At 59.3% G+C, this 24,400-nt stretch carries 26 protein-coding genes; 11 read left to right on the top strand and 15 right to left on the bottom strand.

The window, feature by feature from the left end; genetic code table 11:
• Positions 1–71 precede the first annotated feature (71 nt).
• On the bottom strand, positions 72–1,775 hold the full coding sequence (locus ACR0BF_RS03865) for a hypothetical protein (RefSeq protein ID WP_480624305.1): 1,704 nt from the start codon (positions 1,773–1,775) through the stop codon (positions 72–74).
• Between the two features lie 123 nt (positions 1,776–1,898).
• Here ACR0BF_RS03865 and ACR0BF_RS03870 point away from each other — a divergent pair, with 123 nt between their 5' ends.
• The gene (locus tag ACR0BF_RS03870) at positions 1,899–2,606 is read left to right on the top strand and encodes a thiamine diphosphokinase (protein ID WP_480476468.1); all 708 of its coding nucleotides are present in this window, start codon (positions 1,899–1,901) and stop codon (positions 2,604–2,606) included.
• On the opposite strand, the gene ACR0BF_RS03875 is transcribed toward ACR0BF_RS03870, so the two are convergent.
• From ACR0BF_RS03875 to ACR0BF_RS03890, 4 genes are read right to left on the bottom strand one after another with little or no spacing between them, the layout of a single operon-like run.
• Entirely contained in the window at positions 2,551–3,465 is a 915-nt protein-coding gene (locus ACR0BF_RS03875; protein ID WP_480624306.1) for a DMT family transporter, read from the bottom strand. The two genes, ACR0BF_RS03870 and ACR0BF_RS03875, sit on opposite strands and share 56 nt — an antisense overlap.
• Positions 3,466–3,510: 45 nt before the next feature.
• Positions 3,511–3,927, bottom strand: coding sequence for a GFA family protein (locus ACR0BF_RS03880; protein WP_480624307.1), 417 nt, complete (start codon positions 3,925–3,927; stop codon positions 3,511–3,513).
• 20 nt (positions 3,928–3,947) lie between these two features.
• The gene (locus tag ACR0BF_RS03885) at positions 3,948–5,321 is read right to left on the bottom strand and encodes an L-serine ammonia-lyase (protein WP_480624308.1); all 1,374 of its coding nucleotides are present in this window, start codon (positions 5,319–5,321) and stop codon (positions 3,948–3,950) included.
• A 1-nt stretch (position 5,322) separates the two neighbouring features.
• On the bottom strand, positions 5,323–6,024 hold the full coding sequence (locus tag ACR0BF_RS03890; protein WP_480604141.1) for a glutathione S-transferase family protein: 702 nt from the start codon (positions 6,022–6,024) through the stop codon (positions 5,323–5,325).
• 167 nt (positions 6,025–6,191) lie between these two features.
• Here ACR0BF_RS03890 and rpiA point away from each other — a divergent pair, with 167 nt between their 5' ends.
• From rpiA to ACR0BF_RS03920, 6 genes are all read left to right on the top strand, one after another.
• Positions 6,192–6,980 (top strand): ribose-5-phosphate isomerase RpiA, encoded by a 789-nt coding sequence (rpiA, locus tag ACR0BF_RS03895; RefSeq protein WP_480622390.1) that lies wholly within the window; start codon positions 6,192–6,194, stop codon positions 6,978–6,980.
• Positions 6,981–7,104: 124 nt separating this feature from the next.
• Positions 7,105–8,463, top strand: a complete 1,359-nt coding sequence (gor, locus tag ACR0BF_RS03900; RefSeq protein WP_480624309.1) for a glutathione-disulfide reductase — start codon at positions 7,105–7,107, stop codon at positions 8,461–8,463.
• A 72-nt stretch (positions 8,464–8,535) separates the two neighbouring features.
• On the top strand, positions 8,536–9,678 hold the full coding sequence (hflK, locus tag ACR0BF_RS03905) for an FtsH protease activity modulator HflK (protein ID WP_480476480.1): 1,143 nt from the start codon (positions 8,536–8,538) through the stop codon (positions 9,676–9,678).
• Positions 9,678–10,574, top strand: a complete 897-nt coding sequence (hflC, locus tag ACR0BF_RS03910; protein WP_480476482.1) for a protease modulator HflC — start codon at positions 9,678–9,680, stop codon at positions 10,572–10,574. Before hflK ends, hflC begins: the two co-directional genes overlap by 1 nt.
• Positions 10,574–10,768 (top strand): DUF2065 domain-containing protein, encoded by a 195-nt coding sequence (locus ACR0BF_RS03915; protein ID WP_480476484.1) that lies wholly within the window; start codon positions 10,574–10,576, stop codon positions 10,766–10,768. Before hflC ends, ACR0BF_RS03915 begins: the two co-directional genes overlap by 1 nt.
• Positions 10,769–10,949: 181 nt before the next feature.
• Positions 10,950–12,389: a Do family serine endopeptidase gene (locus tag ACR0BF_RS03920; protein ID WP_480493563.1), complete on the top strand. Its 1,440-nt coding sequence runs from the start codon at positions 10,950–10,952 to the stop codon at positions 12,387–12,389.
• Between the two features lie 218 nt (positions 12,390–12,607).
• Here ACR0BF_RS03920 and ACR0BF_RS03925 read toward each other — a convergent pair whose 3' ends face one another.
• From ACR0BF_RS03925 to ACR0BF_RS03945, 5 genes are all read right to left on the bottom strand, one after another.
• The gene (locus tag ACR0BF_RS03925; protein ID WP_480476488.1) at positions 12,608–13,276 is read right to left on the bottom strand and encodes a Crp/Fnr family transcriptional regulator; all 669 of its coding nucleotides are present in this window, start codon (positions 13,274–13,276) and stop codon (positions 12,608–12,610) included.
• Between the two features lie 113 nt (positions 13,277–13,389).
• Positions 13,390–13,995: an inner membrane-spanning protein YciB gene (locus ACR0BF_RS03930; RefSeq protein ID WP_480476490.1), complete on the bottom strand. Its 606-nt coding sequence runs from the start codon at positions 13,993–13,995 to the stop codon at positions 13,390–13,392.
• A gap of 16 nt (positions 13,996–14,011) precedes the next feature.
• The gene (locus ACR0BF_RS03935) at positions 14,012–14,914 is read right to left on the bottom strand and encodes an EamA family transporter (RefSeq protein ID WP_480516595.1); all 903 of its coding nucleotides are present in this window, start codon (positions 14,912–14,914) and stop codon (positions 14,012–14,014) included.
• Between the two features lie 88 nt (positions 14,915–15,002).
• Positions 15,003–16,145: a signal recognition particle-docking protein FtsY gene (ftsY, locus tag ACR0BF_RS03940; RefSeq protein WP_480604145.1), complete on the bottom strand. Its 1,143-nt coding sequence runs from the start codon at positions 16,143–16,145 to the stop codon at positions 15,003–15,005.
• A gap of 58 nt (positions 16,146–16,203) precedes the next feature.
• Positions 16,204–16,842 carry a lysoplasmalogenase family protein gene (locus ACR0BF_RS03945; RefSeq protein WP_480554672.1) on the bottom strand — a complete coding sequence of 213 codons (639 nt, stop codon included), beginning with the start codon at positions 16,840–16,842 and terminating at the stop codon, positions 16,204–16,206.
• 155 nt (positions 16,843–16,997) lie between these two features.
• On the opposite strand from ACR0BF_RS03945, the gene ACR0BF_RS03950 reads away from it, so the two are divergent.
• Positions 16,998–17,378, top strand: coding sequence for a hypothetical protein (locus tag ACR0BF_RS03950; protein WP_480624310.1), 381 nt, complete (start codon positions 16,998–17,000; stop codon positions 17,376–17,378).
• On the opposite strand, the gene ACR0BF_RS03955 is transcribed toward ACR0BF_RS03950, so the two are convergent.
• Together ACR0BF_RS03955 and xseA are read right to left on the bottom strand one after the other, a co-directional pair.
• Positions 17,379–18,020 carry a glutathione S-transferase family protein gene (locus ACR0BF_RS03955; RefSeq protein WP_480554673.1) on the bottom strand — a complete coding sequence of 214 codons (642 nt, stop codon included), beginning with the start codon at positions 18,018–18,020 and terminating at the stop codon, positions 17,379–17,381. It abuts the gene before it with no gap.
• Between the two features lie 3 nt (positions 18,021–18,023).
• A complete protein-coding gene (gene xseA / locus ACR0BF_RS03960) occupies positions 18,024–19,508 on the bottom strand; it encodes an exodeoxyribonuclease VII large subunit (protein ID WP_480624311.1) in 1,485 nt (494 codons plus the stop codon).
• Positions 19,509–19,584: 76 nt separating this feature from the next.
• Between xseA and purD the strand changes: the two genes are divergently transcribed.
• Complete coding sequence (gene purD / locus ACR0BF_RS03965) at positions 19,585–20,853, top strand: phosphoribosylamine--glycine ligase (RefSeq protein ID WP_480476504.1); 1,269 nt, start codon at positions 19,585–19,587, stop codon at positions 20,851–20,853.
• Between the two features lie 134 nt (positions 20,854–20,987).
• Here purD and ACR0BF_RS03970 read toward each other — a convergent pair whose 3' ends face one another.
• Both ACR0BF_RS03970 and ACR0BF_RS03975 read right to left on the bottom strand, forming a co-directional pair.
• Complete coding sequence (locus tag ACR0BF_RS03970; protein ID WP_480476506.1) at positions 20,988–21,731, bottom strand: FG-GAP repeat domain-containing protein; 744 nt, start codon at positions 21,729–21,731, stop codon at positions 20,988–20,990.
• A complete protein-coding gene (locus tag ACR0BF_RS03975) occupies positions 21,731–22,054 on the bottom strand; it encodes a 2Fe-2S iron-sulfur cluster-binding protein (protein ID WP_209504265.1) in 324 nt (107 codons plus the stop codon). Before ACR0BF_RS03975 ends, ACR0BF_RS03970 begins: the two co-directional genes overlap by 1 nt.
• Positions 22,055–22,181: 127 nt before the next feature.
• On the opposite strand from ACR0BF_RS03975, the gene ACR0BF_RS03980 reads away from it, so the two are divergent.
• Together ACR0BF_RS03980 and ACR0BF_RS03985 are read left to right on the top strand one after the other, a co-directional pair.
• A complete protein-coding gene (locus ACR0BF_RS03980; protein WP_480476508.1) occupies positions 22,182–22,553 on the top strand; it encodes an OB-fold nucleic acid binding domain-containing protein in 372 nt (123 codons plus the stop codon).
• A 240-nt stretch (positions 22,554–22,793) separates the two neighbouring features.
• Entirely contained in the window at positions 22,794–23,291 is a 498-nt protein-coding gene (locus tag ACR0BF_RS03985) for a hypothetical protein (RefSeq protein WP_480624312.1), read from the top strand.
• Between the two features lie 149 nt (positions 23,292–23,440).
• On the opposite strand, the gene ACR0BF_RS03990 is transcribed toward ACR0BF_RS03985, so the two are convergent.
• Positions 23,441–24,397 carry a calcium/sodium antiporter gene (locus tag ACR0BF_RS03990; protein ID WP_480604157.1) on the bottom strand — a complete coding sequence of 319 codons (957 nt, stop codon included), beginning with the start codon at positions 24,395–24,397 and terminating at the stop codon, positions 23,441–23,443.
• Positions 24,398–24,400: the final 3 nt, after the last annotated feature.

Raw genomic sequence — 24,400 nt, forward strand, 5'->3', positions numbered from 1 at the left:
GTTTGGTCCAATGGCCAAAAGCAAAAAGGCCGGGGGTAAACCCGGCCTTGATTGATAACCTTCAAGCGTGATCAGCCTACGGCACGCTCGTCATCGGGGCGAAAACCGATCAGGTTGGACGCCGCGAAACGCCCGCCTCCGGCTTTCTCGATTTTACCATCGCGCAGCAACTGCCCAAAAGAACGCAGGCTTTCTTCGCGATTGAACTCGTCTTGTTTCAGCGAACGCACCTTGTTCATCAGCTGCGGGCGCGAAAACTGCTCCTGACCTTCGATGAAGGACAGATAGGCGGCAGCCGCTTCCAGAAGATCAGGCAGCGATTGTGCACCCTGTTCCTGTGCAAACTGTGCAAAACCGCCTTCCTCTGATCCGGTTGCTTCCTGGTCTGCGGTGACGCGACGTGGCAAGACCGGACTTGCGGATGTTCCGTGTTCATCCACGCGCTGCTCGGCCACCAGCTTGAGTGGCGCCGGAGCTTCCGGTGCCGGACGCATGCTGGTTACCTTGATTTCGGGTCGCCGTGGGCTGACCACGGATGCCAGATCGCCGCGGTATTCCCGGTCGGCCGCCTCTTTCGAGCGTGCCTGACCGTCGCGGTCGGCTTCGGTGGCTGCGACGGCGGTGCGCAGGTGCGAATAGGTTTCGCGCGCATCGCTGCTGCTGGGGTCATCCATATGCTCACCGGTCTTTGCCATCAGGCGCGACATATCCTGATCGGGATCCGCATCGTCCGCCAGTTTTTGGCTCGAACGACCGGACAGGTGCTGTTCGATCTCGGAAATTTCCGTCAACAGGTGCATTTCGTCTTCTGCCGTCAAAACACCCTGCGCCAGATCGTCCTCATCCGGTTCATCGTCGGATTCAATTGCTACGTCTTCTATGTTGAGGATGTTGGGGGCATCTTCTTCGTCGAAATCGTCTTCGACAACGTCTTCAAGATCAGCGAACAAAGGCTCGGCAGCGGACTGATCGGCCACCGGCGCGTCTTCGATTTCGTCTATTTGCAGGGGCTGGGGGGTCAGGGGCGCCTGCAGGTCAACGGTTTCTTCGATCTGAGTTTCAGAAGCTTCGGGGATCAGCGCTTCTGCTGTCTCAGCCGCTTGCGGTTCTTCAGCTTCCTGATCCTGCAACTCATCAATCGCAGGTGCCGCGGGCTCTTCGGTTTCCTGGGATTCAGGCTCTGTGGGTTCGGCAAAGTCTTCTGCGCTGAGCGCACCGGCCTCAAACGCAGCGGCCACAGCATCTACCGGGGGGGCGGTATTGGCCAGCAGCGGCGACTCTTCGTCTTCGGAATACTCGGCAGCGGGCACGTCGGAATGAGAGACGACTGCGCGAATGCGTTGCAGTTTCGCCGCGATGCTGTCAGCAGCCGGGGGCGGGGTGTCCGCGACAGGTTCCGCTTCGGAGAACCCGGTCTGCGCGGGGGCCGGTTGCGGCTGAACATGAGTGGGAGTTTCGGCAGCCTTGATAGCGGCCGTGTGCGGGGCCGGTTCTTCAGCAGCGACAGGAGTTTCGGTGGTCTGAGTGGCGCGCAGCAACAGGCCGGATTCGTTCTGACGGGCTTCGACGCGCTGTGATGCATCGCGCCGGGCGATGCGGGTCAGCATTTCGGCATCCGGTTGCGGGGGTTCTGAGCCGAAGTAGCGGTCATCCGCTGCGAGATCGCGGAAATACTCGGCGATGGCTTTCATCGTTTCAAAGGAATCATCAAATCCTTCCAAAGTGCAGGAGAAGGTTCCATATGAAACGGTTAATACCTTGTTATTCTGTACCATCAGACGCACGTCCTTTACAAACTACGAGAGCCCACTTACCCGGAATCGGGAGCACACGAAGGCTCTGAACTTTATGCATGAACCTATCATTTTGTGGTCTTAATGTGTCCAAATCCGGGAAAAATGGCCAATCTTAGGAAAATCAAGCCAATTGTACGCTCTGCCGATCCAATTGGGCTGTTCGGAGGTGGATTTATCGGATCTGGAGACCTGAATCTGGTGCTGAATCGCGTCAATTCGGTCGTTGCCGCCGATGGCGGAGCGGACGTTTTGACAGAATCAGGCCGGATTCCCGATGCGGTGATTGGTGACTTCGATTCGCTGAGCAAAGCGACGCAAGCGAAAATTCCTGCGGATCGCCTGTTTGCCATCCGCGAACAGGACAGTACCGATTTCGACAAGGCTCTGCGCAATCTGCACGCTCCGCTGGTTCTGGGGGCTGGGTTTCTTGGCGGGCGGCTTGATCATCAACTGGCCGTTCTGAATGTTCTGGTCCGACGGCAGGATCAGGCCTGCATATTGCTGGGCGAACGTGAGTTGGTTTTTCACGCACCGCCAGAGATCAAGCTGCCGGTTGCGCCCGGCGATGTGGTCTCGCTGTTTCCGATGCAGCCAGTGACGGGGCGTAGTACCGGGCTGGAATGGCCGATTGACGATCTGGCCTTTCGGCCGGACGGGCAGGTGGGAACGTCCAACCGCGCACTGGCACCTGTCGAGCTGAAGATGGATGGGCCGGGCTTGCTGGTGATGATCCCGCGCGCTGCACTCGATCCGCTTATGCAGGTGTTTCTGTCGGGGCAGACCGGGCGCTGGCCCGCTCGCGCAGAATGACGTACAGGCCTGCGGCAATGGTAATGACGATGCCAACTGCAGCCAATCCGTCGGGCAGGTCGCTGAAGATCACCCATCCGATCAGGGTTGCAACCGGGATTTCCAGATATTGCATCGGGGCCAGTGTAGCAGAGGGCGCATAGCGCAGCGACCAAGTCATCAGCAGATGGGCGACCGTACCCAACACCCCGATCGCAATCAGCAGCCAGTTCAGGTCGCTGGACGGCAGGGTCATCGAGAGCTCTTGAATGTTCATTTGCGTGCCAATCAGAAGGATCGGAGCCAGAAGGACTGTCGCAAATACGCCGGACACGGCTTGCAACGACACCGGATCGGTCTCTTTCGCGACTTGCCGTGTGACCAGCATGAACAAGGCAAAGACTACGGCAACGATCAGTGGCAGCAACGCAGGTGCACCCACCTCGGCAAAGCTGGGTTGAATGACCAGCAATGTGCCGATGAACCCGACAATGCAGGCGGCAAGACGGCGGGAACCGACCTCTTCCTCCAGAACATATTTGCCCAGCAGCAGCATGATGAATGGCATGACGAAAGCAATAGCAACGGCGTCCGCCAAGGGCAGGAATTGCAGCGCGCTGAACATGGCCGAAATGCCGATGATATGCAGCAGCGTCCGTAGCAGGGTCAGCCGCAGGATCCGTCCGCGCATCCGCCAGGGTCGCCCCGTCACCGCAACCAGCGGGATCAGGATCACCGCTTGCACCGCGAAACGCACCGTGACCAGCAGACCCAGCGGCGTGGTCTCGCCCAACAGCTTCGCCATCGCATCCCCCAAGGGCGCGAGCACGCAAAAACCTAGCATCAAAAAGATGCCAAAGACGGGTCTGTCCTGAGTCACGAGCGCGACGCTAACTGTTTCGCGACGCAGAGGGAAGCGCTGTTGTCAGCGGTCGGCCAGGGGCTGAACCTTGGTGTAATCCGGCCCGTTGCAGGTAGGCAAACCATCCTCCAATTTCAGCCATTTCAGCTTTTCTTCATGCGCGACATGTAACGTAGGTTCCAGCGCTTCAGGAGAGTCCAACGTCGCGACAAAAAGGTGCATCACATCCGACATGGCGGTTGAACTGAAGGACATTGGCGTGCCGCAGTGCGGGCAGAAGCTGCGCTCGACACCGGGAGAGGAGTTGAAACGCTTGGGCTCTTCACCGGTCCACCGCCAATGGCCATCGCGAACTCCGAAATACGTTGTCATCGGCGCTGCGCATTGGCGACGGCAACTGTCGCAATGGCAGCTGACGCATGACAGTACCGGAGGGTCGACCTCGAACCGGATCCTGCCGCACAGACAATGTCCACGCATGTCGCCCCTCGCTTTCTGTTTCAGCAGTTCGGTACGTTCACAGCCAGACCACCCAGCGACGTTTCCTTGTATTTCTCATGCATGTCATGGCCGGTCTGGCGCATCGTCTCGATCACCGCGTCCAGCGGCACGAAATGCTGACCGTCCCCGCGCAAGGCCAGCGAGGCCGCTGAGACCGCTTTGATGGCCCCCAGCCCGTTTCGTTCGATACAAGGAACCTGAACCAGCCCGGCAACAGGGTCGCAGGTCATGCCCAGATGATGCTCCAGCGCGATCTCGGCGGCATTTTCCACCTGTTCGGGGGTTCCCCCCATCACGGCGCAAAGCCCGGCTGCCGCCATGGCGGCCGCGCTGCCAACTTCGGCCTGACATCCCGCTTCGGCACCCGAGATTGAGGCGTTGTATTTCACCAATCCACCAATGGCCGCTGCGGTCAGCAAGAAATCCTCGATATGGCTCTCGGACGCGCCCGGTACGTGATCCAGATAATAGCGCAGAACAGCGGGCAGAACACCTGCGGCCCCGTTGGTGGGCGCGGTGACAACTTGCCCGCCCGCCGCGTTTTCCTCGTTGACCGCCATGGCATAGACGCTCATCCAGTCGTTGATCGTGTGCGGCGCGGTCAGGTTCATGCCGCGCTCGGCCATCAGCGCATCATAGATGCCTTTCGCGCGGCGGCGCACTTTCAACCCGCCCGGAAGGATGCCGTCAGTGGTCAAGCCACGTTCGATACAGGAATTCATGACGTCCCACAGGCGGGCCGAGCCTTTCGCGAAACTGTCGGCGCAGCCCCGCGCGATCTCGTTCGCGCGCTTCATCCCGGCAATGCTTTTGCCACTGGATTTGGCCATCTCAAGCATTTCTGCGGCGGATTTGAACGGGAACGGGACCGGGTCGCCTTCGTCGGTGTCTTTCCCCTCGGCCAGTTCTTCCTCGGTCAGGACAAAGCCGCCGCCGATCGAATAGAACACCTGCCGCAGGATCACATCGCCCTGTGCGTCGGTGGCCATCAGGATCATCCCGTTGGCGTGTCCGGGCAGATTGTTGTCGTAGTCAAAGATCAGATCCGCCTTGGGATCGAAATGAAGCGTCGGCAGGCCTTCGGGCGTGACCGTGTGCGTGCGGGCGATATCAGCCAGCGCGGCCTCGGCCTTTTCATTGTCATAGGTGTCAGGAACAAAACCCGCCAGACCCAGAATGGTCGCCCGATCGGTCGCGTGACCGACACCGGTGAAGGCAAGCGAGCCGTGCAACGATCCTTTCAGGCCTGTAAATTCAAAGGGGGAGGCGCGCATCATGTCCAAAAAGCGCGCCGCGGCCACCATCGGGCCCATTGTGTGCGATGAAGACGGGCCAATGCCCACTTTGAACATATCGAAGACAGATAGGAACATATCAGATAGCCGAGCCTTCCGGGGGATTAGCGTAAGTAGGGGATGTGAAAGGTGTAACGCCCAAACCTTCCGCAGCGATTGCCGAACGGGTGGCGGGGCATGTCTCAAGGTGCAGAAGAACTTTCTGCAGATGCGGCGTGTCGGCCAGTTGATACCAGCTACGGTTAGCACTTACGGGGTACAGGGCCATCCAGCGCATCATGCAGGCGACATAATAGGTCAGAACCGATGGGACACCTGCGCGAAACCACTCAGGCCCGCGTTGCGCCAGCGCATCCAGCAGCCGCAGGTGCTGCAGCAACCGGGGTCGGATGCCCGCGCGCAGCGTGTCGGCCTGTGAGGCGTCTATGTATTTTTCAGCGTAGAACAGGATGCGCAGATCCGCATGCAACGTGTTGGACGCAAAAAACAGCCATTTCAGAAATCCGGCGCGTTCAGGATCATCCGCCGTCGGGGCAAGTTGACCATGGCGCTCCGTCAGCCAAAGCAGGATCGCCGCGGTTTCAAAGATCGGGCCCTGCGGCGTTTCCAGAACCGGGATCAGCCCGTTGGGATTAAGCGACCGATACGCGTCGCTGTCCTGCTCGTTCTGGCGGCGGTCCACCAGCACCGTTTCATAAGCCACGCCCATCTCGTCCAGCGCCAGCCGGATCACCAGCGAGGCGTTGTCAGGGGCATAGTGCAGGCGGTACGGGGTCAACATGCGCGCAACTTACAGCGCAAAGATGTGGGTGTAAGACATGATTGCGACTTTTCCGACAGGAAACGCGTAGTCCTGAGACGTCTTAACGCCTGTCGGATCGCAAAATGGGGTCGCAGTCGCCTGACGCATTCCCTATAACTCCGTCAGAATAAACTGGGAAAGCTGCTATGACCAGAGATCTGTCGCCAATCGACACCGCGAAATATGTTGCCGCGTACCGTGCCGCCGACATGGTCGAAGACGGGATGCGCGTCGGTCTTGGCACAGGATCGACAGCCGCCTGGCTGGTGCGCCGTCTGGGAGAACGGGTGCGCGAAGACGGCCTGCGGATCAAGGGTGTTCCAACCTCGACCCGCACGGCGCAGCTTGCCCGCGAGGTTGGCATCGAGGTCATCTCACTGGATCAGGCCGGTTGGCTGGACATGACCATCGACGGCGCGGATGAGTTCGATCAGGACCTGAACCTGATCAAGGGGGGCGGCGGTGCGCATTTGCAGGAAAAGATTGTGGCCACGGCCAGCGATCAGATGATCGTCATCGCCGATGCAGGCAAAGAAGTTGAAACTCTGGGGGCCTTTCCACTGCCTGTCGAGGTCATTCCCTTTGGCTGGCAGACAACGCGCACATTGATCGAGGAAGCCCTGGATACAATGGATGTGCTTGGGACATCCTCGGCGCTGCGCATGAATGGTGAGGCCCCGTTTGTAACCGATGAGGGCAACCACATCCTTGACCTGCACCTCAAGCGCATCGGCAACCCGCGCCAGATGGCGCTGATCCTGAACCAGGTGCCCGGTGTTGTGGAAAATGGCCTGTTCATCGACATCTGCGACAAGGTCGTGATCGGCCATGGCGATGGCCGGGTCGAGCTGCGAGATATCAACGCGGGCACAGTTGCGATGGATCAGCTGCTCAGCGGATCGCGCGATAACCTGTTTTCCGATTTTTCGGACTGAGTTTCGTGCAGTTCCGTTCGGCAAGTGGCTATGAAAGTTCGAATTTTCCGCGTCGGGGGTTGGCACAGGCTTTTTTACGCCCAGATATCCAGAGAATTTTGAAAGTTGAACGAAGGAACCCGGCATGAGCTTTGACTATGATCTTTTTGTCATCGGCGGAGGTTCGGGCGGGGTCCGCGCGGCGCGTGTTGCGGCGGGCGAAACCGGTGCCAAGGTCGCGCTGGCCGAAGAAGACCGGTATGGCGGCACCTGTGTGATCCGGGGCTGCGTGCCAAAGAAGCTGATGGTCTTTGCCAGCGAATACTCGGGCATGGTCGGGGATGCGCAGGCCTATGGCTGGGACATTCAGCCCGGCGCGTTCAACTGGAACACCTTCCACGGCAAGCTGGTGGCCGAGCTTGATCGGTTGGAAGGGGTGTATCGCAATATCCTGAAGAACAACGGCGTCGAAAGCTTTGACCAGCGTGCGCGCCTTGTGGATGCCCACACGGTCGAGCTGGCCGATGGAACCAGCAAAACCGCCAAACACATTCTGATCGCCACTGGCGGTCGCCCGGTTGTTCCGGATTTTCCGGGCTCGGAACTGGCGATTACGTCGAACGAGATATTCCATCTGGGCAAGCTGCCAGAAAGCATCCTGATCGTAGGGGGCGGTTATATCGCCTGTGAATTTGCCGGGATCATGAACGGGCTGGGGGTCAGGACGACTCAATTTTATCGCGGCGCACAGATTCTTCGGGGTTTTGATGACGAGGCGCGTGGACTGATCAGCGAAGAAATGTGCCAGAACGGCATCGACCTGCATCTGGGCACCAATGTGCTTGAGATGAAAAAGCAAGGCGACAAGATCTGGGTCAAGGCCACCAACGGCTCCGAGCAGAGTTTTGATGTGGTGATGTATGCCACGGGCCGTGCGCCGAATGCCGATAACCTTGGGCTGGAGGCTTTGGGCGTTGAACGCGGCCGTAAAGGCGAGATCATCGTGGATGAATACAGCCAGACCGCCGTTCCCTCGATATTTGCCATTGGCGATGTGACCGACCGGGTGAACCTGACCCCGGTCGCGATCCGCGAGGGGATGGCCTTTGTGGAAACCGTGTTCAAAGGCAATCCGACACCGGTAGATCACGAATTGATCCCGACTGCGATCTTCACTCAGCCCGAGATGGGAACTGTCGGCCTCAGCGAAGAAGAGGCAGCAGAACAGGAACCGATCGAGGTCTATGCCACATCTTTCAAGCCGATGCAGAAATCTTTTGCTGGCGGCACGCAGCGGGTACTGATGAAACTCATCGTCTCTCAGGCCACGCGCAAGGTGCTGGGTTGCCATATTGTCGCCCCCGGTGCCGGCGAGATGATCCAGCTGGCGGGAATCGCCGTAAAGATGGGCGCGACCAAGGAAGATTTTGACCGCACGGTTGCAGTTCACCCGGTCATGGCCGAAGAACTGGTGACAATGCGGCAACCTGTGCGCACGGCTTGATTTGCAAGCGCGCGCACACAGGTTACAAGGGAACCCGTGATCACACGGTCCAAAACGAAGGAAAAGATACATATGGCGGGCAACAGCGGCGGCCCCTGGGGGGGCGGAGGCTCATCCGGTGGCGGAGGAAATCAGGGTAACAACGGGAACGGGCGCAAGCCTCCCGAAAGCGATGGCCCGCATATTCCCGAGATCGATGAACTGATGAAAAAAGGCCAGGAACAGCTGCGCGTCCTCATGGGCGGCCGTGGCGGCGGTGGCCGTGGCGGTAGCGGTGGTCAGGGCGGTGGCGGTCCGGCCTTTACCAAGGGCACAGTTGCGATTGGCCTTGTTGCAGCTGCAGTAGTCTGGGGGCTTGCGAGCTTTTATACTGTCAAACCCGAAGAACAGTCTGTCGAACTGTTTCTGGGTGAATTCTCGGCCGTCGGCAATCCGGGCCTGAACTTTGCGCCATGGCCGTTTGTAACCGCCGAGGTCATACCGGTGACCCGCGAACAGAACGAAGACATGGGTGGCGCGCGTGGTAGCGACGATGGCCTGATGCTGACCGGCGACGAGAATGTGGTCGACATAGATTATCAGGTTGTCTGGAACATCAACGACCCGGCCAAGTACCTGTTTAATCTGCGTGATCCGCGCCAGACGATCCGAGCCGTGTCCGAATCCGCGATGCGTGAGATCATTGCGCAAAGCGAGCTTGCACCGATCCTTAACCGTGATCGCGGCGTAATCGCCGACCGTTTGCAGGTGCTGATTCAGGATACAATGGACAGCTACGATTCGGGTGTGAACATCATTCGCGTCAACTTTGACAAAGCCGACCCGCCACAGGACGTGATCGCCTCCTTCCGCGATGTCCAGGCTGCCGCGCAAGAACGTGACCGGTTGCAGAACGTGGCAGACGCCTATGCCAACCGTGTGCTGGCCGAGGCACGTGGTGAAGCCGCACAGATTCTGGAAGAGGCTGAAGGGTACCGCGCCCAGCAAATCAATAGTGCCCAAGGTGAGGCCAGCCGCTTTAGCGCGGTTCTGGAAGAATACTCCAAGGCACCGGACGTGACTCGCAAGCGTCTGTACTTGGAGCGGATGGAACAGATTTTGGGTGACGTCGACAAGATCATTCTAGACCCGAGTTCGAGTGGACAAGGGCAGGGCGTCGTGCCCTACCTGCCGCTGAATGAGCTGCGCCGTAGTCCTTCTGGGGAGAGCAACTGATGCGTAAGACGACATTTATTTTGCCGATCGTTTTCATCGCGGTAGTCGGTGTTCTTTCCTCGATTTTCATCGTGGACGAGCGCGAACGTGCTCTGGTTTTACAATTTGGCCGCGTTGTCGCGGTGAAAGAGGAGCCAGGTCTGGCGTTCAAGATACCGGTGATTCAAGAAGTAGTGCGCTATGACAACCGCATCCTGTCCATCGATGTCCACCCGCTGGAAGTTACTCCGCTGGATGATCGTCGTCTGGTGGTTGATGCGTTTGCGCGTTATCGAATTTCTGATCTGGAACAGTTCCGTCAGGCCGTTGGCGTCGGTGGTATCCCGGTGGCCGAGGATCGTCTGGACCGCATTCTGCGTGCTGAAACCCGCGAAGTACTGGGTTCGGTTTCCTCGCGTGACATCCTCAGCTCGGACCGTGCAGCCTTGATGCTGCGGATTCGAAATAGCGCGATTGCCGAAGCGCAGGCGTTAGGCGTCACCGTAATCGACGTGCGCCTGAAAGCGACCGACTTGCCGCAGGCCAACCTTGAGGCCACATTTGACAGGATGAAGGCCGAGCGGGAACGTGAAGCGACAGATGAACGCGCACGTGGTAACGAGGCGGCGCAACGTGTGCGCGCGCAGGCTGACCGGACTGTGGTTGAATTGGTGTCGGATGCGCGCCGTGAGGCTGAGATCACCCGCGGTGAAGCCGACGCCGAACGCAACGCGATCTTTGCCGAAGCTTATAGCGCCGATCCGGAGTTCTTTGAGTTTTACCGCTCGTTGACGGCCTATCAGAATGCGCTGCAAGGCGGTAACAGCTCGCTGGTGTTGAGCCCGGATTCCGAATTTTTCAATTACCTGGGTTCACCCACAGGGCGGAGTGTTCCGGCGGCTCCGGTCTCTGAATAATGGGCATGATCCTTCTGGCCTTCGGGCTGGTACTGATTGTCGAGGGGCTGGCCTATGCGCTGGCCCCTTCGCTTATCGAACGGATGCTGGAGGCGCTGCGCGCCATGCCCGTACAGGCCCGGCGTCTGGCCGGGTTGCTTTGTGTTGTCAGTGGTTTGATCCTGCTCTGGGGGGCATATCAACTGGGCTTTTGACGGGGCGGTTTCACGTGCGGGTGATTTCGCTGCGATCCCGAGTTGCTCACCGGGTTAAACTGACTACATTGGAAACTAAGAAAGGCCGATACAGGCCTTGGCAAGATTGTCGACAAGGAGAGCTCAAGTGCAGGCAAAAGCGCGCAGTTTATCCGTCCGATGGGACGACGTGAGTGTTTGGATGCGGCTAATGTGGCTGGCCTTTGCTGGTACACTGCTTGTGCTGGCGCAGTCGGTTTCCGCTCAGGCCAGAAGCGAAAGCCTTGCGCCCTTGGCGGAAAAGATCAGCCCGGCCGTGGTGAACATCACCACAAGCACCCTGATCGAAGGTCAGACAGGTCCGCAGGGCATCGTGCCCGAGGGGTCTCCGTTCGAGGATTTCTTTCGCGAGTTTCAGGATCGCAACGGCGGCAATGACAACGGCCCGCCCCGACGCAGCAACGCCCTTGGGTCGGGTTTTGTGATCTCCGAGGATGGCTTTATTGTCACCAACAATCACGTCATTGCGGAAGCTGATGAAATCCTCATAGAATTCTTCCCCGGCGACGGGCAGCCCAAAAAAGAACTGGTGGCCAAGGTCATCGGAACCGATGAGAAAACCGATATCGCGCTGCTCAAGGTCGAAGCGTCCGGCCCCTTGAAATACGTGCAATTCGGCGACAGCGACGTGGCGCGTGTGGGTGATTGGGTTATTGCCATGGGCAACCCGCTTGGTCAGGGCTTTTCTGTATCCGCTGGTATCGTATCCGCCCGCAACCGGGCGCTCAGCGGATCTTATGACGACTACATCCAGACGGATGCGGCGATCAACCGGGGCAACTCGGGCGGTCCGTTGTTCAACATGGACGGCGAAGTGATCGGCGTGAACACCGCCATCCTGTCGCCCAACGGTGGCTCGATCGGCATCGGCTTTTCGATGGCGTCGAACGTGGTAGTGAAGGTTGTCGATCAGCTGCGCGAGTTTGGTGAAACCCGGCGCGGCTGGCTGGGTGTCCGCATTCAGGACGTGACCGAGGACATGGCCGAGGCCATGGGGCTGGAAAAGCCCGGTGGCGCGCTGATCAGCGATGTTCCGGAAGGCCCCGCCCAGGAGGCCGGTCTGAAAGCAGGCGACGTGATCATCAGCTTTGACGGTGTCGAGGTCGAAGACACCCGTGGTCTGGTCCGTCAGGTTGGCGAAACAGAAGTCGGCAAAGCTGTCCGGGTCATTGTGCATCGCGATGGCGGCACGCAGACAATTCTGGTCACGCTGGGACGCCGCGAAGACGCAGAAAGCAAAGAAGATGACGAAGAAGAAACGCAAGATGCTCCGGTCGAAGAAAACGCCGATATTCTCGGGCTGACCATCTCCCCGCTCACAGATACGCTGCGCGCGGATATGGGATTGGATGCAGATGCCGAAGGTCTGGTGATTTCGAATGTCGACGAAGCGTCTGAAGCCTACGCGAAAGGGTTGCGCGCGGGTGACTTGATTACGGAAGCGGGTCAGCAAAAGGTGGAAACCATCGCGGATCTGGAGGCCCGAATGGACCAATCGCGAGAGGCTGGGCGGAAATCCCTGCTGCTTTTGGTCCGCAGGGGGGGCGAGCCGCGATTTGTGGCGCTAAGCCTGGAAGAGTGATTAGAAAAGGCCGGGACAAGCACCCGGCCTTTTTCATTGCCTGAACACCTGAAGAGGCATGCAGAAAGAAAATGAGCCATACGCGGTAATTGCGTATGGCTCAGATACAGGGAGAGATCAGTGGACAGATATCGGGGATGATTCTCTGACCTCCTACGGTAACAACTTCACCTTAGGTCAACGCCGACCTCTTCGTATGTGAACCAGATCACACTGGGTCAGATAAGTTCGGAATCGGCCAGTTCCCGCAAAGCGTCGAAATCCTGAATCAGCAATCCGCCGCGCGAGGATTCGACAATATTGTCGCGTTTCCAGATCGAGATCGTCTTGGAAACGGCCTCGCGTGTGGCCCCGACAAATTCGGCCAGTTCGCTCTGCGACAAGGTGATGCGCTGCGTTGGGTCGTCCTGCAATTCCGACAGATGCAACAGCTTTCGGGCCAATCGAATGGGCATGGGCAAAAAGACCTGCTCGTTCAGCTGCAACCCCATCCATCGCATGCGCACCCCGGCCAACCGGATCAGATCCACGGCAAGATCAGGCTGTTTTCTGATCTGGTTCATGACGTCATTGCGACGTACGCGCAAAACGCGCGATGGCTCGGCCGCCGCAATAGTCGCCGTGCGCGGGCCGTTGTCAAACAGCGCAATTTCGCCAAAGACTTCGCCAGGGCGCATCAGGGTCAGCGTCAGCTTTCGCCCGCTCATCGCCAGAAAGGACACTTCAAGCGTGCCTTCCAGAATGGCATAGAGCGAATCGCCTTCATCGCCCTGTTCGAATAGGGTTTCGCCTTGAGCCAGCGAGATGTCGGTCGCCTGCGCCGAAAGCATCTCTCTAAGCCCGTCGGAGGCCTCCGAAAGGAAGCCGCTGGTGGGAAAGGCCGTCATGTATACACCGATCTTGGGTAAGGTGTGAGTGTGGGTGGTGGCACAACTTCCCATAGCTCGGCGGCTAAGCCAAGAATTTTGTTTGTTTTGCAGGTATTGCGACGTCAGGACAGCTATTTCTGTTCCGGGTCGTCCATATAGCGTTGCAGGATGCTGAATTGCAGCATCAGGAAGGCCATCAGCGCGATGGGAAATCCGAAGGTTTCGATTTTGACCCAAAGGTCGGTCGACATGGTGCGCCAGACAAACTCGTTTGCGGCGGCCAGAACGGCGAAACAGGCGCAAAGGCGGCGCGTCAGAATCATCCAGCCTTCGTGCTTCATCGGCAGCAATTCATCCAGTACATAAGCCAGATAAGATTTCTTTTGCAGCAACCCGATGCCAAGGATCAGGGCGAACAGGCCATAGACAAGCGTGGTTTTCATCTTGAAAAACCGCTCGTCATTGAACCATGCGGTCAGGCCACCAAAGAAAATGACCATGAAGGCCGTGAAAATCTGCATCCGGCTAAGCTGGCCGGTCAGATACCACAGGATACCCATTGCCCCCAGCATCAAGGGGACGAAGATAATCGTGGCGATGATAAAGCCGGAATACTCGGTGCCACCGATCAGAAAGCTGTCATCGCGCAAGCGCAGGTAGATGAAGAAGAAGGCCAGCGGCGGGCCAAGCTCCAGCACCTGTTTCAGAAATGGGTTGATATCTTTTTTGCCTGTCATCGGTATGTCCTGCTGCTTACCCGCCCATTTCAACTATTACGGCGCCGAGTGCAATCAATGCCATCAATGCAATGCGTCTTGGGCCAACGGTCTCCTTCAGGACAAGCCAGCCGATCAGCGCCGCAAAGACGGTTGAGGTTTCGCGCAGGACGGCGGCTTCGCCGACTTTGTCCAGCCGTGTGGCCAGCATGATCGACCCAAAGGACAAAGGCGCGATGATGCCGCCGGCCAGACCCCGCAGCATCAGCGGGCCGGGTGCAGGGCGATGTGTCATCGCGCGCCATCTGAGGAAGGCGTAGACCGGCATCGCCGCGCCGTCGATCATGAAGAACCAGGCCAGAAATGTGAACGGGTCGGCGGTGGCGCGTATGCCATAGGCGTCATAGGTGGTGTAAAGCGCCACAAACAGGCCCGTGATGATCGCCAGTGTCAACGCGATGCCCAGCGTATCCCTGTTGGTTTCCAGGAACCTGAAGTTGTAGGCGGCCAACCCAAATATTCCGGCCAGCAGGGTGGCCACGCCCAGCCACTGAACGGCCGAGAATGTTTCACCGAACAGAAGATAGGCACCAATGACCGTAAACAGCGGGCCTGTCCCGCGCACGACGGGATAGACGACCGTGTAGGACCCCTTGGTGTACGCCGCGGCCTGCAGCGTCTTGTAGGCAATGTGGATCAGCCAGACGAGGGCGAAGATCGGCCACATATGAGGTTCAGGCCAGGGAACCACGAAAAAGGCAAACGGGGCGGCCATCAGGCCATAGCTGGCGTCAATGGCGCCGCGGGACAGCCATGGATCATGGCGGCCTTTCTGCAGCGCCCCGAACGCGGCGTGCAGGAAGGCAGCCATCAACGCTAGTGCCAGCGCCAGTTGGTGACCGGCTTCGGTGCCTTCAAGTGAAATCAGCCAGTCGCTCAAATACGCAAACCTTTTGCAGGGCGGAGAGGGGTGGGGGCTGTCTGCCCCCACACCCCCGAGGATATTTTGGGCCAGATGAAGAGGCGGATCAGCCCTTGTCGAGCCCGGTCAGGGCGGCGGCGAATTCTTCGGGGTCGAAGGGGGCAAGGTCATCAATCTGCTCTCCCACGCCGATTGCGTGGATCGGCAAACCGAACTTGTCGGCCAGCGCGACAAGAACACCGCCCTTGGCGGTTCCGTCTAGCTTGGTCATGATCAGGCCCGAGACATCGGCCAGCTTGCGGAAGGTTTCCACCTGGCTCAGCGCGTTCTGGCCCGTGGTGGCATCGAGGACCAGCAAGGTGTTGTGCGGTGCGGTCTCGTCAACCTTGCGGATGACGCGGACGATCTTGGCCAACTCCTCCATCAGGTCGGTACGGTTTTGCAGGCGTCCGGCGGTGTCGATCATCAGCAGATCCGCACCTTCGGCCTGAGCACGGGTCAGCGCGTCAAAGGCGAGGCTGGCGGGGTCCGAGCCCTCGGGCGCGGTCAGAACCGGAACCCCGGCGCGGTCGCCCCAGACTTGCAGCTGTTCGACGGCCGCAGCACGAAAGGTATCACCGGCGGCGATGACGACTTTTTTGCCAGCCTGTTTGAACTGGCTGGCCAGTTTGCCGATGGTCGTGGTCTTGCCCGAGCCGTTGACGCCGACGACCAGCACCACTTGCGGGCGTTTGGGATAGATCGGCAGGGGCTTGGCCACGGGCTCCATCACACGGGACACTTCCTGCGCCAAAAGCTGTTTGATTTCCCGGGTCGAGAGTTTGCGCCCAAAGCGCCCCTCGGCCATGTTCGAGGTGACACGGAGGGCGGTGTCGACGCCCATGTCAGAAGCGATCAGCAGCTCTTCGAGCTGCTCGAGCATGTCGTCATCCAGCGTGCGGCGCATTTCAGTGGCGGCGCCGCCGCGGCTGAACAGGCGGTTCAGGATGCCTTTGGATTCGGGAATTTCCGGCGGTGGGGCAATGGGCTTGGGGTCTGCCGGCGCGGGGGCAGGTTGTTCAGCCGGTTCCTGCGCCGGTTCAGGGGCCGGAATTTCCGGGACCGGTTGCGGCTCGGGCTCTGGTTCGGGGAGGACTGGGTCGGGTGCGGCGATTTCCTCGCCACCATCCTCGACGATGGCGTCCAGCCCCTGTTCGAGGCGGGATGAGGATTTGAACAGCTTGTCCTTTAGCTTTGAGAAAAACGCCATATTTGGTCTCCGCAGGTGTTCCTTTCACCTAATGCGGATTTGCGGCAGTTGCAAAGGGTCACGCAAAAGCGAAGACGAACCCAAATTGCGCGCCCCAGTAGAGCGGCCAGATCAGATAGGGAGTCAGCTTGTGGGCGGGATGGTTCGCAGGCAGCAGGAACTTTTCCGTTGCAAGGATCAGGTCGGACGCGATGAAGGCGATTGCAGCCGGAAACGCCCATCGCAGGGCACCTGTCTGGGGCAGCGCCAGCACGGTGATCCCCATGCCAAGGATGATCGGTATATAGGCCAGAACAGGGCCTTTCAGATCTCCGGCCCGAGAGGCAAGCAAGGTGGCCATGACAATGCCCAGAATGATCAGAGACCACACGATCGCGGGGGCATCCCAGATCAGGCTGGCGGAACTGGCGGGATGCGAAAGAAACAGGGCGATATAGGCCAGATGCCCGGCGGCAAAAGCGGCAATACCAGCCATGAACGTGGCATCCGTTTCACGCGACAACAGCGCGTCCCCGGTCGCGCACAGAGCAAGCGCAACGGCCAGCATCCATGGGCCGCCTTGCAGAACCGCAATGACTGCCAACACGGCGACCGAGGCGGTTTTCAGCACAGTGCGCAAGGAACTGGCTGGTCGGACCGTCAGGGGCAGGTATCCCAATGCGCAGCCAAGGGCGATCCAGAAGAGAAAGGTTGTCATGTCACCTCACCGCGGTTTTCGAATACCATCATCCCGAGCGGGGCATATAATCAAGCGCTTACGTGGAGTTAAGCGTGTTTCGCCAAACCTCGGCCAAAGGGTGAATGGCGTCGCCGGATCGCATCTGACACAATGGGCGTATGTTCCGAGCGCTGATGATTCTCGCCTGTTTTGCCGCACCGCCCGCTGTGGCCCAGACCCCTTTGTCCGGCCCCGAATTCGACACCTATACGCGGGGCAAGACCCTGTTTTACGGGTTCGAAGGGCAGGTCTACGGGGTCGAACGCTACTTGCCCAACCGCCGCGTGATCTGGTCTTTTCTGGATGGCGATTGCAAGGAAGGTGTCTGGTATCAGCAGGAAGAGCAGATTTGTTTCATCTACGAAGACCGGTTTGATCCGCAATGCTGGGTCTTTACGCGATCCGGCGGTGGCCTCGTCGCGCAGTTTAAAGGTGACCCGCAGGCGACCGAGCTGTACGAGGCGGAAGATATCGGTGAAGAAATGGTGTGTTATGGCCCCGACGTCGGTGTCTGACTAGATCACCCGAAGCTCATCATAGCTGAGCATGACATGCTCCTGATATGCAGGTCTTTCTGTCAGCTTTTCGTAATAGCGCCGCAGGTTGGGCAGGACCCTGCGAGATATGGCGATGTCGTAATAGCGATAAAGGATATGTCCCAGCTGAATATCGGCCAGCGTCAGATCGGACCCGCACAGGTAGGTGTTTTCTGATAGCCGGGTATCGGCAAGTGCCAGTTTGCTTTCCAGTGCGGCAACGGCCTGTTTAATCGCGTGTTGGTCCTGCTGCGCCGGAGCAGTTCGCACAACCTGCCAGAACACGGGTACCGTGAAATCCATCGCAATGTTGATCTTGGCCCATTCCGCCCATTTGTCGACTTCGGCCCGTTGGACCGGGTCGCGCGGCCAGAACGCATTCCCGCCATAGGCATTCGCCAGGTAGCGCAGGATTGCGCCGGTCTCCCACAGCGGTGGGTGATTACCATCCTGGAGTACTGGGATGGTGCCGTTCGGGTTCAGCTTGCGAAAGGCATCGGTGTCCAGCCCACCGAACCTGTGCCCTGCATCGTGGCGATGAAAGCGCAGCCCCAGCTCTCCGACGCACCACATCAGGGCCTGAACATTCGATGACGTTTTGCGGCCCCAGATTGTCAGCATGGCTTAGAACAACGATCCCTGACCTGGTGCATCCGGTTTGGTTTTCCGGTTGGGCTGCTTTGCGGCTGTCCCGGTGCCAAGAATGCCATCGGCGAATTCGATGTCCAGCGCCGTATGTTTCGCGGCATCGGCTTTGGTCGTGATGACATTCCCATCTGCGCGGACCACAGCATATCCGCGTTCCAGCGTGGCCTTGTAGCTGAGCGTTTCGCGCAGGCGGTCGGTGGCCTCAAGCTGATGTTTCAGACGATCCAGCCGCGTGGTCTGCGCCGCGTTCAGCCGGTCACCAAGCCGGGCAAGGTTTTGAGCATGCTGGCCGATCTCGCGTTGAATCGGTCGCAGGGACAGGCGCGAAGACAGGTTGCGCAGTGATTCCTGCCGGGCCGAGACCAGACCGCGCAGAGTTGACGGGCGCAGATGAGCCGACAGTTCCACCACTTGCAGGCGACGGTTTTGCACTCCTCGCGTCAAAGCTGGGGTCAGGCGATCTGCAATCAAATCAAGGCGTTGTCTGGGGGAGTTCAACAGACTGTCAGGGCGCGGCAGGGCGCGGGACAAATCGCGCAGCCTTTGCGAACGGCGCTGCACCGCGTCCGTTGCCGCGCGCGACAGACGGGCGCCTTGCTCTCCGGTCCAGGCGAGCAGTTCGATGCGGACCGGCACGGCCAGCTCTGCCGCAGCTGTGGGTGTAGGCGCGCGGCGGTCCGAGACGAAATCAATCAGGGTCGTGTCGGTTTCATGCCCGACGGCCGAAATCAGCGGTATTTCCGATGCGGCGGCGGCGCGCGCGACACTTTCTTCGTTGAAGCCCCAAAGATCTTCGATCGACCCACCGCCACGGGCCACGATGATCAGGTCAGGACGGGGCAGTGCGCCGCCGCGTGTAAACTGGTTGAACCCTTCGATGGCGCGGGAAACCTCGGGGGCGCAGTTTGCGCCCTGCACGGCTACGGGCCAGATCAACACCTTGCGCGGGAACCTGTCCCGAAGCCGGTGCAGAATGTCACGGATCACCGCGCCCGAAGGCGATGTCACGACGCCGATGATCTGCGGCAGATACGGCAGGGGCTTCTTACGCTCGGGCGCAAACAGACCTTCGGCCTCAAGCTGCTTCTTGCGCTTTTCCAGCAAGGCCATAAGCGCGCCCTGACCGGCAACGGCAACTTCATCGACATTCAGGTTGTATTTGGATTGCGCGCCAAAAGCGGTCAGGCGACCGGTGGCGACAACCTCCAGCCCTTCCTCTGGCACGACCGAGAGGCTGGAAACCTGACCTTTCCATGTCGTGCAGGCCAAAACGTTCCGGTCGTCCTTGATGTCGTAGTACAGGTGCCCGGATCGGGCCTTGAACACGCGGCCAACTTCGCCGCGCACGCGGATTCGCCCGAACGCGCCTTCCAGCGTGCGTTTTACCTCGCCCGATACCTCGGAAACCGTGTATTCAGGGGTGTTTTGGCCCGGAATCGGGTCATCAAGCAGGTCGGACATTTCAGCGCCTTGTTTCAAATGCTCACCCAGCTTAGAACGCCGCGCAGGCGAGGCCAAGCAGATCGGAGACGACCCCATGAACATCCTTATTCTCGGCAGCGGCGGGCGCGAACACAGTCTGGCCTGGGCGGTGATGCAAAACCCCAAATGCGACCGTCTGATTGTGGCGCCGGGCAATGCCGGGATCGCTCAGATCGCGGATTGTGCCGCTCTGGATATCGAAAACGGCGGGGCCGTCGTCAGCTTTGCCGAAGAAAACGCGATTGATTTCGTGATTGTCGGCCCCGAGGCTCCCTTGGCAGCAGGAGTGGCGGATCGCCTGCGCGAAGCCGGGGTGCTGGTTTTCGGACCGTCTGCCGAAGCGGCCCGGCTGGAAGCCTCGAAAAGCTTTACCAAGGAAATCTGCGACGCGGCACATGCCCCCACCGCCGCTTATGCGCGGTTCACCGCGCCCGAACCCGCCAAGGCTTATATCCGCGAACAGGGCGCGCCCATCGTGGTCAAGGCCGATGGTCTGGCCGCCGGCAAGGGCGTGATCGTGGCCATGGACGAAGACACGGCGCTTGACGCCATTGACGACATGTTCGGAGGTGCCTTTGGTGGCGCGGGGGCCGAGGTCGTGATCGAAGAGTTTATGGACGGCGAAGAAGCGTCTTTGTTTGTTCTGTGCGATGGCCAAGACATCCTGTCCATCGGTACGGCACAAGACCACAAGCGGGTGGGCGAAGGGGATACCGGCCTGAACACCGGGGGGATGGGTGCCTATTCTCCGGCGCCGGTTCTGAGCGCGGAAGTTGAAGCGCGCGCGATGGAAGAAATCGTGCGGCCCACCATTGCCGAAATGAAGCGCCGGGGCACACCGTTTCAGGGAATTCTCTATGCGGGGCTGATGATCAAGGACGGCCAGCCGCGCCTTGTGGAATACAACGTCCGTTTCGGGGACCCGGAATGTCAGGTCCTGATGATGCGTCTGGGCGCGCAGGCGATGGACCTGTTGCATGCCACCGCCGAAGGGCGGCTGGGCGAGATGCGGGTCAACTGGGCTGATGATCACGCGATGACGGTCGTGATGGCGGCCAAAGGTTATCCGGGAACCTACGAGAAGGGCACGGTCATCAAAGGATTGGACGGCTTGCCCGAGGACAGCAGCAATATGGTGTTTCATGCCGGCACTAGCGAGGCTGCGGGGCAGGTGCAGGCTGTCGGCGGGCGCGTTCTGAACGTGACCGCGCGCGGAAAAACGCTGCAAGAGGCGCGCGACCGGGCGTATCAGATGGTTGATGCCGTGGATTGGCCCGAAGGGTTCTATCGCAGCGATATCGGCTGGCGCGCTTTGGAGGGATGATCGGGCAGGGGGCTTTGCCCCCTCGGCCTTGCGGCCTCCCGGCGCTGCGCGCGTTCGCGGTCGAAATCGTCCACTGGACGATTTCCTTTCAACCGCTCACCCCCAGGATATTATTGGCCAGATGAAGAAGCGGATCAGCAATTCAGGGCTGATGTGAGACTGTCGCGGTGTTTGAGCGGGCCCAGGTCCGTCAGATGCCAGCCATCCTGATAAAAAACACGGATGATCTGCGACCAGTCGGCGCTGGCAAGGATCATCTCAGGGAGTTCACCACAGCTCCTCAGGCCGCCGGAAATGAAATCCTCACCGATCTTGTGGTTGGTCAGGCCGGGCAGAGCGGCGATTTCGGTCAGGCCGCCATCTTTGAAGCGCCAGATGCGCAGGGTTTTGGCCAGGTGGGGGCGGTCGATATAGGCGATTTCGATATTGCCGTCACCGTCCAGATCAGCAGCACCGACCGGGGCGAGCCAGCGGAAACGTGCGCCGATATGAGGTGTGGCCGCGATTTTTTCGCCAGCGGCGTTGTAGATCGCAAGCTGAGCGCCTGTTGTGTCCTGCGTTTCAACGACAATTGCTTCAACCGCGCCGTCCCTGTCGATGTCTGCCAGACGCGGCGCGAGGTCTTCGAATACACGGTCCTGTGGCAGGCGAACCGTTACGACTGTGTCATTGACCACAAGTTCCAGCGCGCCGTATTCGATGTTGTCGCCCAAAACACCATGCGCGTATCGCGTGGTTGGTTCCGTGAAGCGAGCGTCGGTGATGGTGTCCGCCGGGACTGCGATTGGCAGCGCGCACCACATGCCAAAAGGGAGCAAAGCGCTGCGCACCCGACATTGCCACAGGCGGGCGGGTTGACGCGGCGCTTTGGACAGCATCAGATCTGCTTTTCGGGCATCTGGACAATCAGACCGTCCAGCGCGTCGGTCACCTTGATCTGGCAGGTCAGGCGCGAGCGGGCCGGGTCGGGCTCATAGGCGAAATCCAGCATATCCTCTTCCATGTCGTCCTTGGCCGGGATCTTCTCGACCCAGTCGGGGTGGACATAGACATGGCAGGTCGAGCAGGCGCAGGCACCGCCGCAATCGGCCTCGATGCCGGGAATATTGTTGTCTCGGGCCCCTTCCATGACAGTCAGTCCGTTGGCGACCTCGACAGTGTGCTCGGTACCGCCATGCTCGACATAGGTGATCTTTGCCATTGCGTGCGTCTTCCTTTTGCGATGTTCGAAACCTTCCTTAGTGAAGGGAGTTAGGTGTTTCCAGCCTCATTTGCGACTCCTTGCGCCGTGTCTGGACTTTCCTGTATTTTGTTCTATTTTTGTTCTTATGTTTACTGCCCCTTTTCACCGCGCGATTTCAAACCGGGACTGGCCGCGACCGCCGTCCTGTCTGCCCTCCGCCCAGCTGGAGGCTCCGCCCGAAGGGGCGCGTGTGGCCGTGGCCGGGCTGGTGATCCTGCGGCAGCGGCCGGGGACAGCCAAAGGCGTGATCTTTCTGACGCTTGAGGATGAGACCGGGATCGTCAACGTGGTGGTCTGGCGCAAAATCTACGAACGCTTCCGCCGTGCGGTGATCTCGGGGCGGTTGCTGAAGGTGACGGGCCGGATGCAGCGGGCGCATTCGGTGACCCATGTGATCGCGGAAGAGATCGAGGATATCTCGGGCATGCTGGACCTGCTGGTGCAGGGGCAGGGTTAGGCCTGCTGTGCGGATCAATCCGACATTGTCCGTCGCAGTGCCGCAAACCCGCGCCTGGAGAGCGGGCGATATGTTTTCTTTGTCCCAAATGCGCGACTAAGGCGCTTTTCCGCCACTTGAACGCGGGATGGTCGACTCTTTGGCACCGGGCGCGTAGTGACACGCATCTTTGCGCATCGGCTTGTGTCAAAGCTCGGGCCGGATTGCGCATCACTCAACGTCTTTTCAGAGTCAGTTCGGATGCCCAACGCAACACACCAAGGATCGCTCCAAAATACCGTCTCTCTGGACGAAAGCCGGATTTCCGACCGTCTGGCTGAGCTCTCGGAACTCACGCGTTCAGCGGGATATGTTCATACCGCCCGAATGATCGATGAGGCGTTGAGCGCTTATTCCTTTGAACGCAGGCAGGTTGAGACTGCAAAAAGGCTTCGGTCGGAGTTGCAGCAACTCAAGCGGATGGAGGCGTCGCGCTCGGCGGAGAAAGCGGATCGAAAGCCGCATTTGATCCCGAGCTTTCGGTCCCGTCGGTCGGCAAAACCCGATGGGATGCTTTTCGAAAGGGCAGAGCGTTCTGACGGCGCAGCCCAGAAAGCCGGAGCGAACAAAGGGCAGGCCACATTTGTCCTGACAACCCGGATGCGCGTTGACGGGCGGAACGTTGCAAGGCTGCGCAATGGGCACTGGACAGGCATATCCATGTCTTTCGCCGCGGAACCTGAATTCCAGTTTCGCTGACAGGTCACCCTGCGCTAAGAATTCGCCGCCCGGGGGTGCTGGTCGTGTTGGTGCGGGGCGGAGTAACCTGGTACGGGGACAAAGCGGGCCATAACTGCACCGCTGTAAAGGTCCGCTTCATTAGACAGCTAGGCTATTCGAGTGAGCGCTTATCGAGCCAGAAGCACACCAAGATAGACAACGTAAGCGAGCACAAAGAGCCCGCCCTCGCGCCGACTGATTGACCAGCCGCTTCGGGCAAACCCGATAAGGACAAGCGTTGAGGCACACAGAACCCAGATATCGAGACGAATAATCTCGCCAGGAATGACCATAGGTTGCACCAGGACAGTTACGCCAAGGATACCCAAGATGTTGAAGATGTTACTGCCCAAGACGTTCCCGAGTGCGACATCTCCCTCACCTTTCCGAACTGCGATGATTGAAGTGACGAGTTCCGGCATTGAGGTTCCGATTGCAACAATTGTCAGCCCAATTACCGTCTCCGAAAGCCCCGCTGTCTCGGCAAGAGACACGGCACCTGTCACCAAGAGCTTTGCCCCAAATATGGTGATCGCCAGCCCTGCAACGGTGATCAGTAACGACACGGCAAGTGATGTTTCTGGGCCGACTACGGCTTCTGCTTCGTTCTCGTAGACAGCTGCGGCTGGCGTGCCTTCGGACCTATACTCAGACCACAGTGTGAAGCCCAGATAGGCCGCTAAGGTGACGACAAGCCCTGCGCCGATCAGCCGGCTGATTTCGCCGTATAGAACTACGCTTAAACAAAGGAGAGTTACTATCACGACCGCCGTGCCGTCCCGGCGGAGTGCTCTCGGGTTCACGGCGATAGGCGCGATGAGTGCTGCGATGCCGAGTATTAGAAGAATGTTCCCAATGTTGCTGCCAACAACATTCCCAATTGAAATGCCTGAAGAACCGGAAAGCGCGGCTTGCAAGCTTGTAACCAGTTCCGGTGTTGACGTTCCGAAGCCAACCAGTGTCAGTCCAATGACCATCGGTGAAATACCGAACGACTTGGCAGCAGAAACCGATCCGCGCACCACCAATTCGCCACCGACCACTAAGCCAACAAGGCCAAAAACGACAAATAATGCCGCGTACATCTT

The organism is Ruegeria sp. AG7, assembly GCF_056541545.1.

Excerpts from the sequence above, each read along its gene's own strand:
- ACR0BF_RS03865 (WP_480624305.1), bottom strand. The coding sequence starts at position 1,775 with ATGGTACAGAATAACAAGGTATTAACCGTTTCATATGGAACCTTCTCC.
- ACR0BF_RS03870 (WP_480476468.1), top strand. The coding sequence starts at position 1,899 with ATGGCCAATCTTAGGAAAATCAAGCCAATTGTACGCTCTGCCGATCCA.
- ACR0BF_RS03880 (WP_480624307.1), bottom strand. The coding sequence starts at position 3,927 with ATGCGTGGACATTGTCTGTGCGGCAGGATCCGGTTCGAGGTCGACCCT.
- ACR0BF_RS03885 (WP_480624308.1), bottom strand. The coding sequence starts at position 5,321 with ATGTTCCTATCTGTCTTCGATATGTTCAAAGTGGGCATTGGCCCGTCT.
- ACR0BF_RS03890 (WP_480604141.1), bottom strand. The coding sequence starts at position 6,024 with ATGTTGACCCCGTACCGCCTGCACTATGCCCCTGACAACGCCTCGCTG.
- rpiA (WP_480622390.1), top strand. The coding sequence starts at position 6,192 with ATGACCAGAGATCTGTCGCCAATCGACACCGCGAAATATGTTGCCGCG.
- gor (WP_480624309.1), top strand. The coding sequence starts at position 7,105 with ATGAGCTTTGACTATGATCTTTTTGTCATCGGCGGAGGTTCGGGCGGG.
- hflK (WP_480476480.1), top strand. The coding sequence starts at position 8,536 with ATGGCGGGCAACAGCGGCGGCCCCTGGGGGGGCGGAGGCTCATCCGGT.
- hflC (WP_480476482.1), top strand. The coding sequence starts at position 9,678 with ATGCGTAAGACGACATTTATTTTGCCGATCGTTTTCATCGCGGTAGTC.
- ACR0BF_RS03915 (WP_480476484.1), top strand. The coding sequence starts at position 10,574 with ATGGGCATGATCCTTCTGGCCTTCGGGCTGGTACTGATTGTCGAGGGG.
- ACR0BF_RS03920 (WP_480493563.1), top strand. The coding sequence starts at position 10,950 with ATGCGGCTAATGTGGCTGGCCTTTGCTGGTACACTGCTTGTGCTGGCG.
- ACR0BF_RS03925 (WP_480476488.1), bottom strand. The coding sequence starts at position 13,276 with ATGACGGCCTTTCCCACCAGCGGCTTCCTTTCGGAGGCCTCCGACGGG.
- ACR0BF_RS03930 (WP_480476490.1), bottom strand. The coding sequence starts at position 13,995 with ATGACAGGCAAAAAAGATATCAACCCATTTCTGAAACAGGTGCTGGAG.
- ftsY (WP_480604145.1), bottom strand. The coding sequence starts at position 16,145 with ATGGCGTTTTTCTCAAAGCTAAAGGACAAGCTGTTCAAATCCTCATCC.
- ACR0BF_RS03945 (WP_480554672.1), bottom strand. The coding sequence starts at position 16,842 with ATGACAACCTTTCTCTTCTGGATCGCCCTTGGCTGCGCATTGGGATAC.
- ACR0BF_RS03950 (WP_480624310.1), top strand. The coding sequence starts at position 16,998 with ATGATTCTCGCCTGTTTTGCCGCACCGCCCGCTGTGGCCCAGACCCCT.
- ACR0BF_RS03955 (WP_480554673.1), bottom strand. The coding sequence starts at position 18,020 with ATGCTGACAATCTGGGGCCGCAAAACGTCATCGAATGTTCAGGCCCTG.
- xseA (WP_480624311.1), bottom strand. The coding sequence starts at position 19,508 with ATGTCCGACCTGCTTGATGACCCGATTCCGGGCCAAAACACCCCTGAA.
- purD (WP_480476504.1), top strand. The coding sequence starts at position 19,585 with ATGAACATCCTTATTCTCGGCAGCGGCGGGCGCGAACACAGTCTGGCC.
- ACR0BF_RS03970 (WP_480476506.1), bottom strand. The coding sequence starts at position 21,731 with ATGCTGTCCAAAGCGCCGCGTCAACCCGCCCGCCTGTGGCAATGTCGG.
- ACR0BF_RS03975 (WP_209504265.1), bottom strand. The coding sequence starts at position 22,054 with ATGGCAAAGATCACCTATGTCGAGCATGGCGGTACCGAGCACACTGTC.
- ACR0BF_RS03980 (WP_480476508.1), top strand. The coding sequence starts at position 22,182 with ATGTTTACTGCCCCTTTTCACCGCGCGATTTCAAACCGGGACTGGCCG.
- ACR0BF_RS03985 (WP_480624312.1), top strand. The coding sequence starts at position 22,794 with ATGCCCAACGCAACACACCAAGGATCGCTCCAAAATACCGTCTCTCTG.
- ACR0BF_RS03990 (WP_480604157.1), bottom strand. The coding sequence starts at position 24,397 with ATGTACGCGGCATTATTTGTCGTTTTTGGCCTTGTTGGCTTAGTGGTC.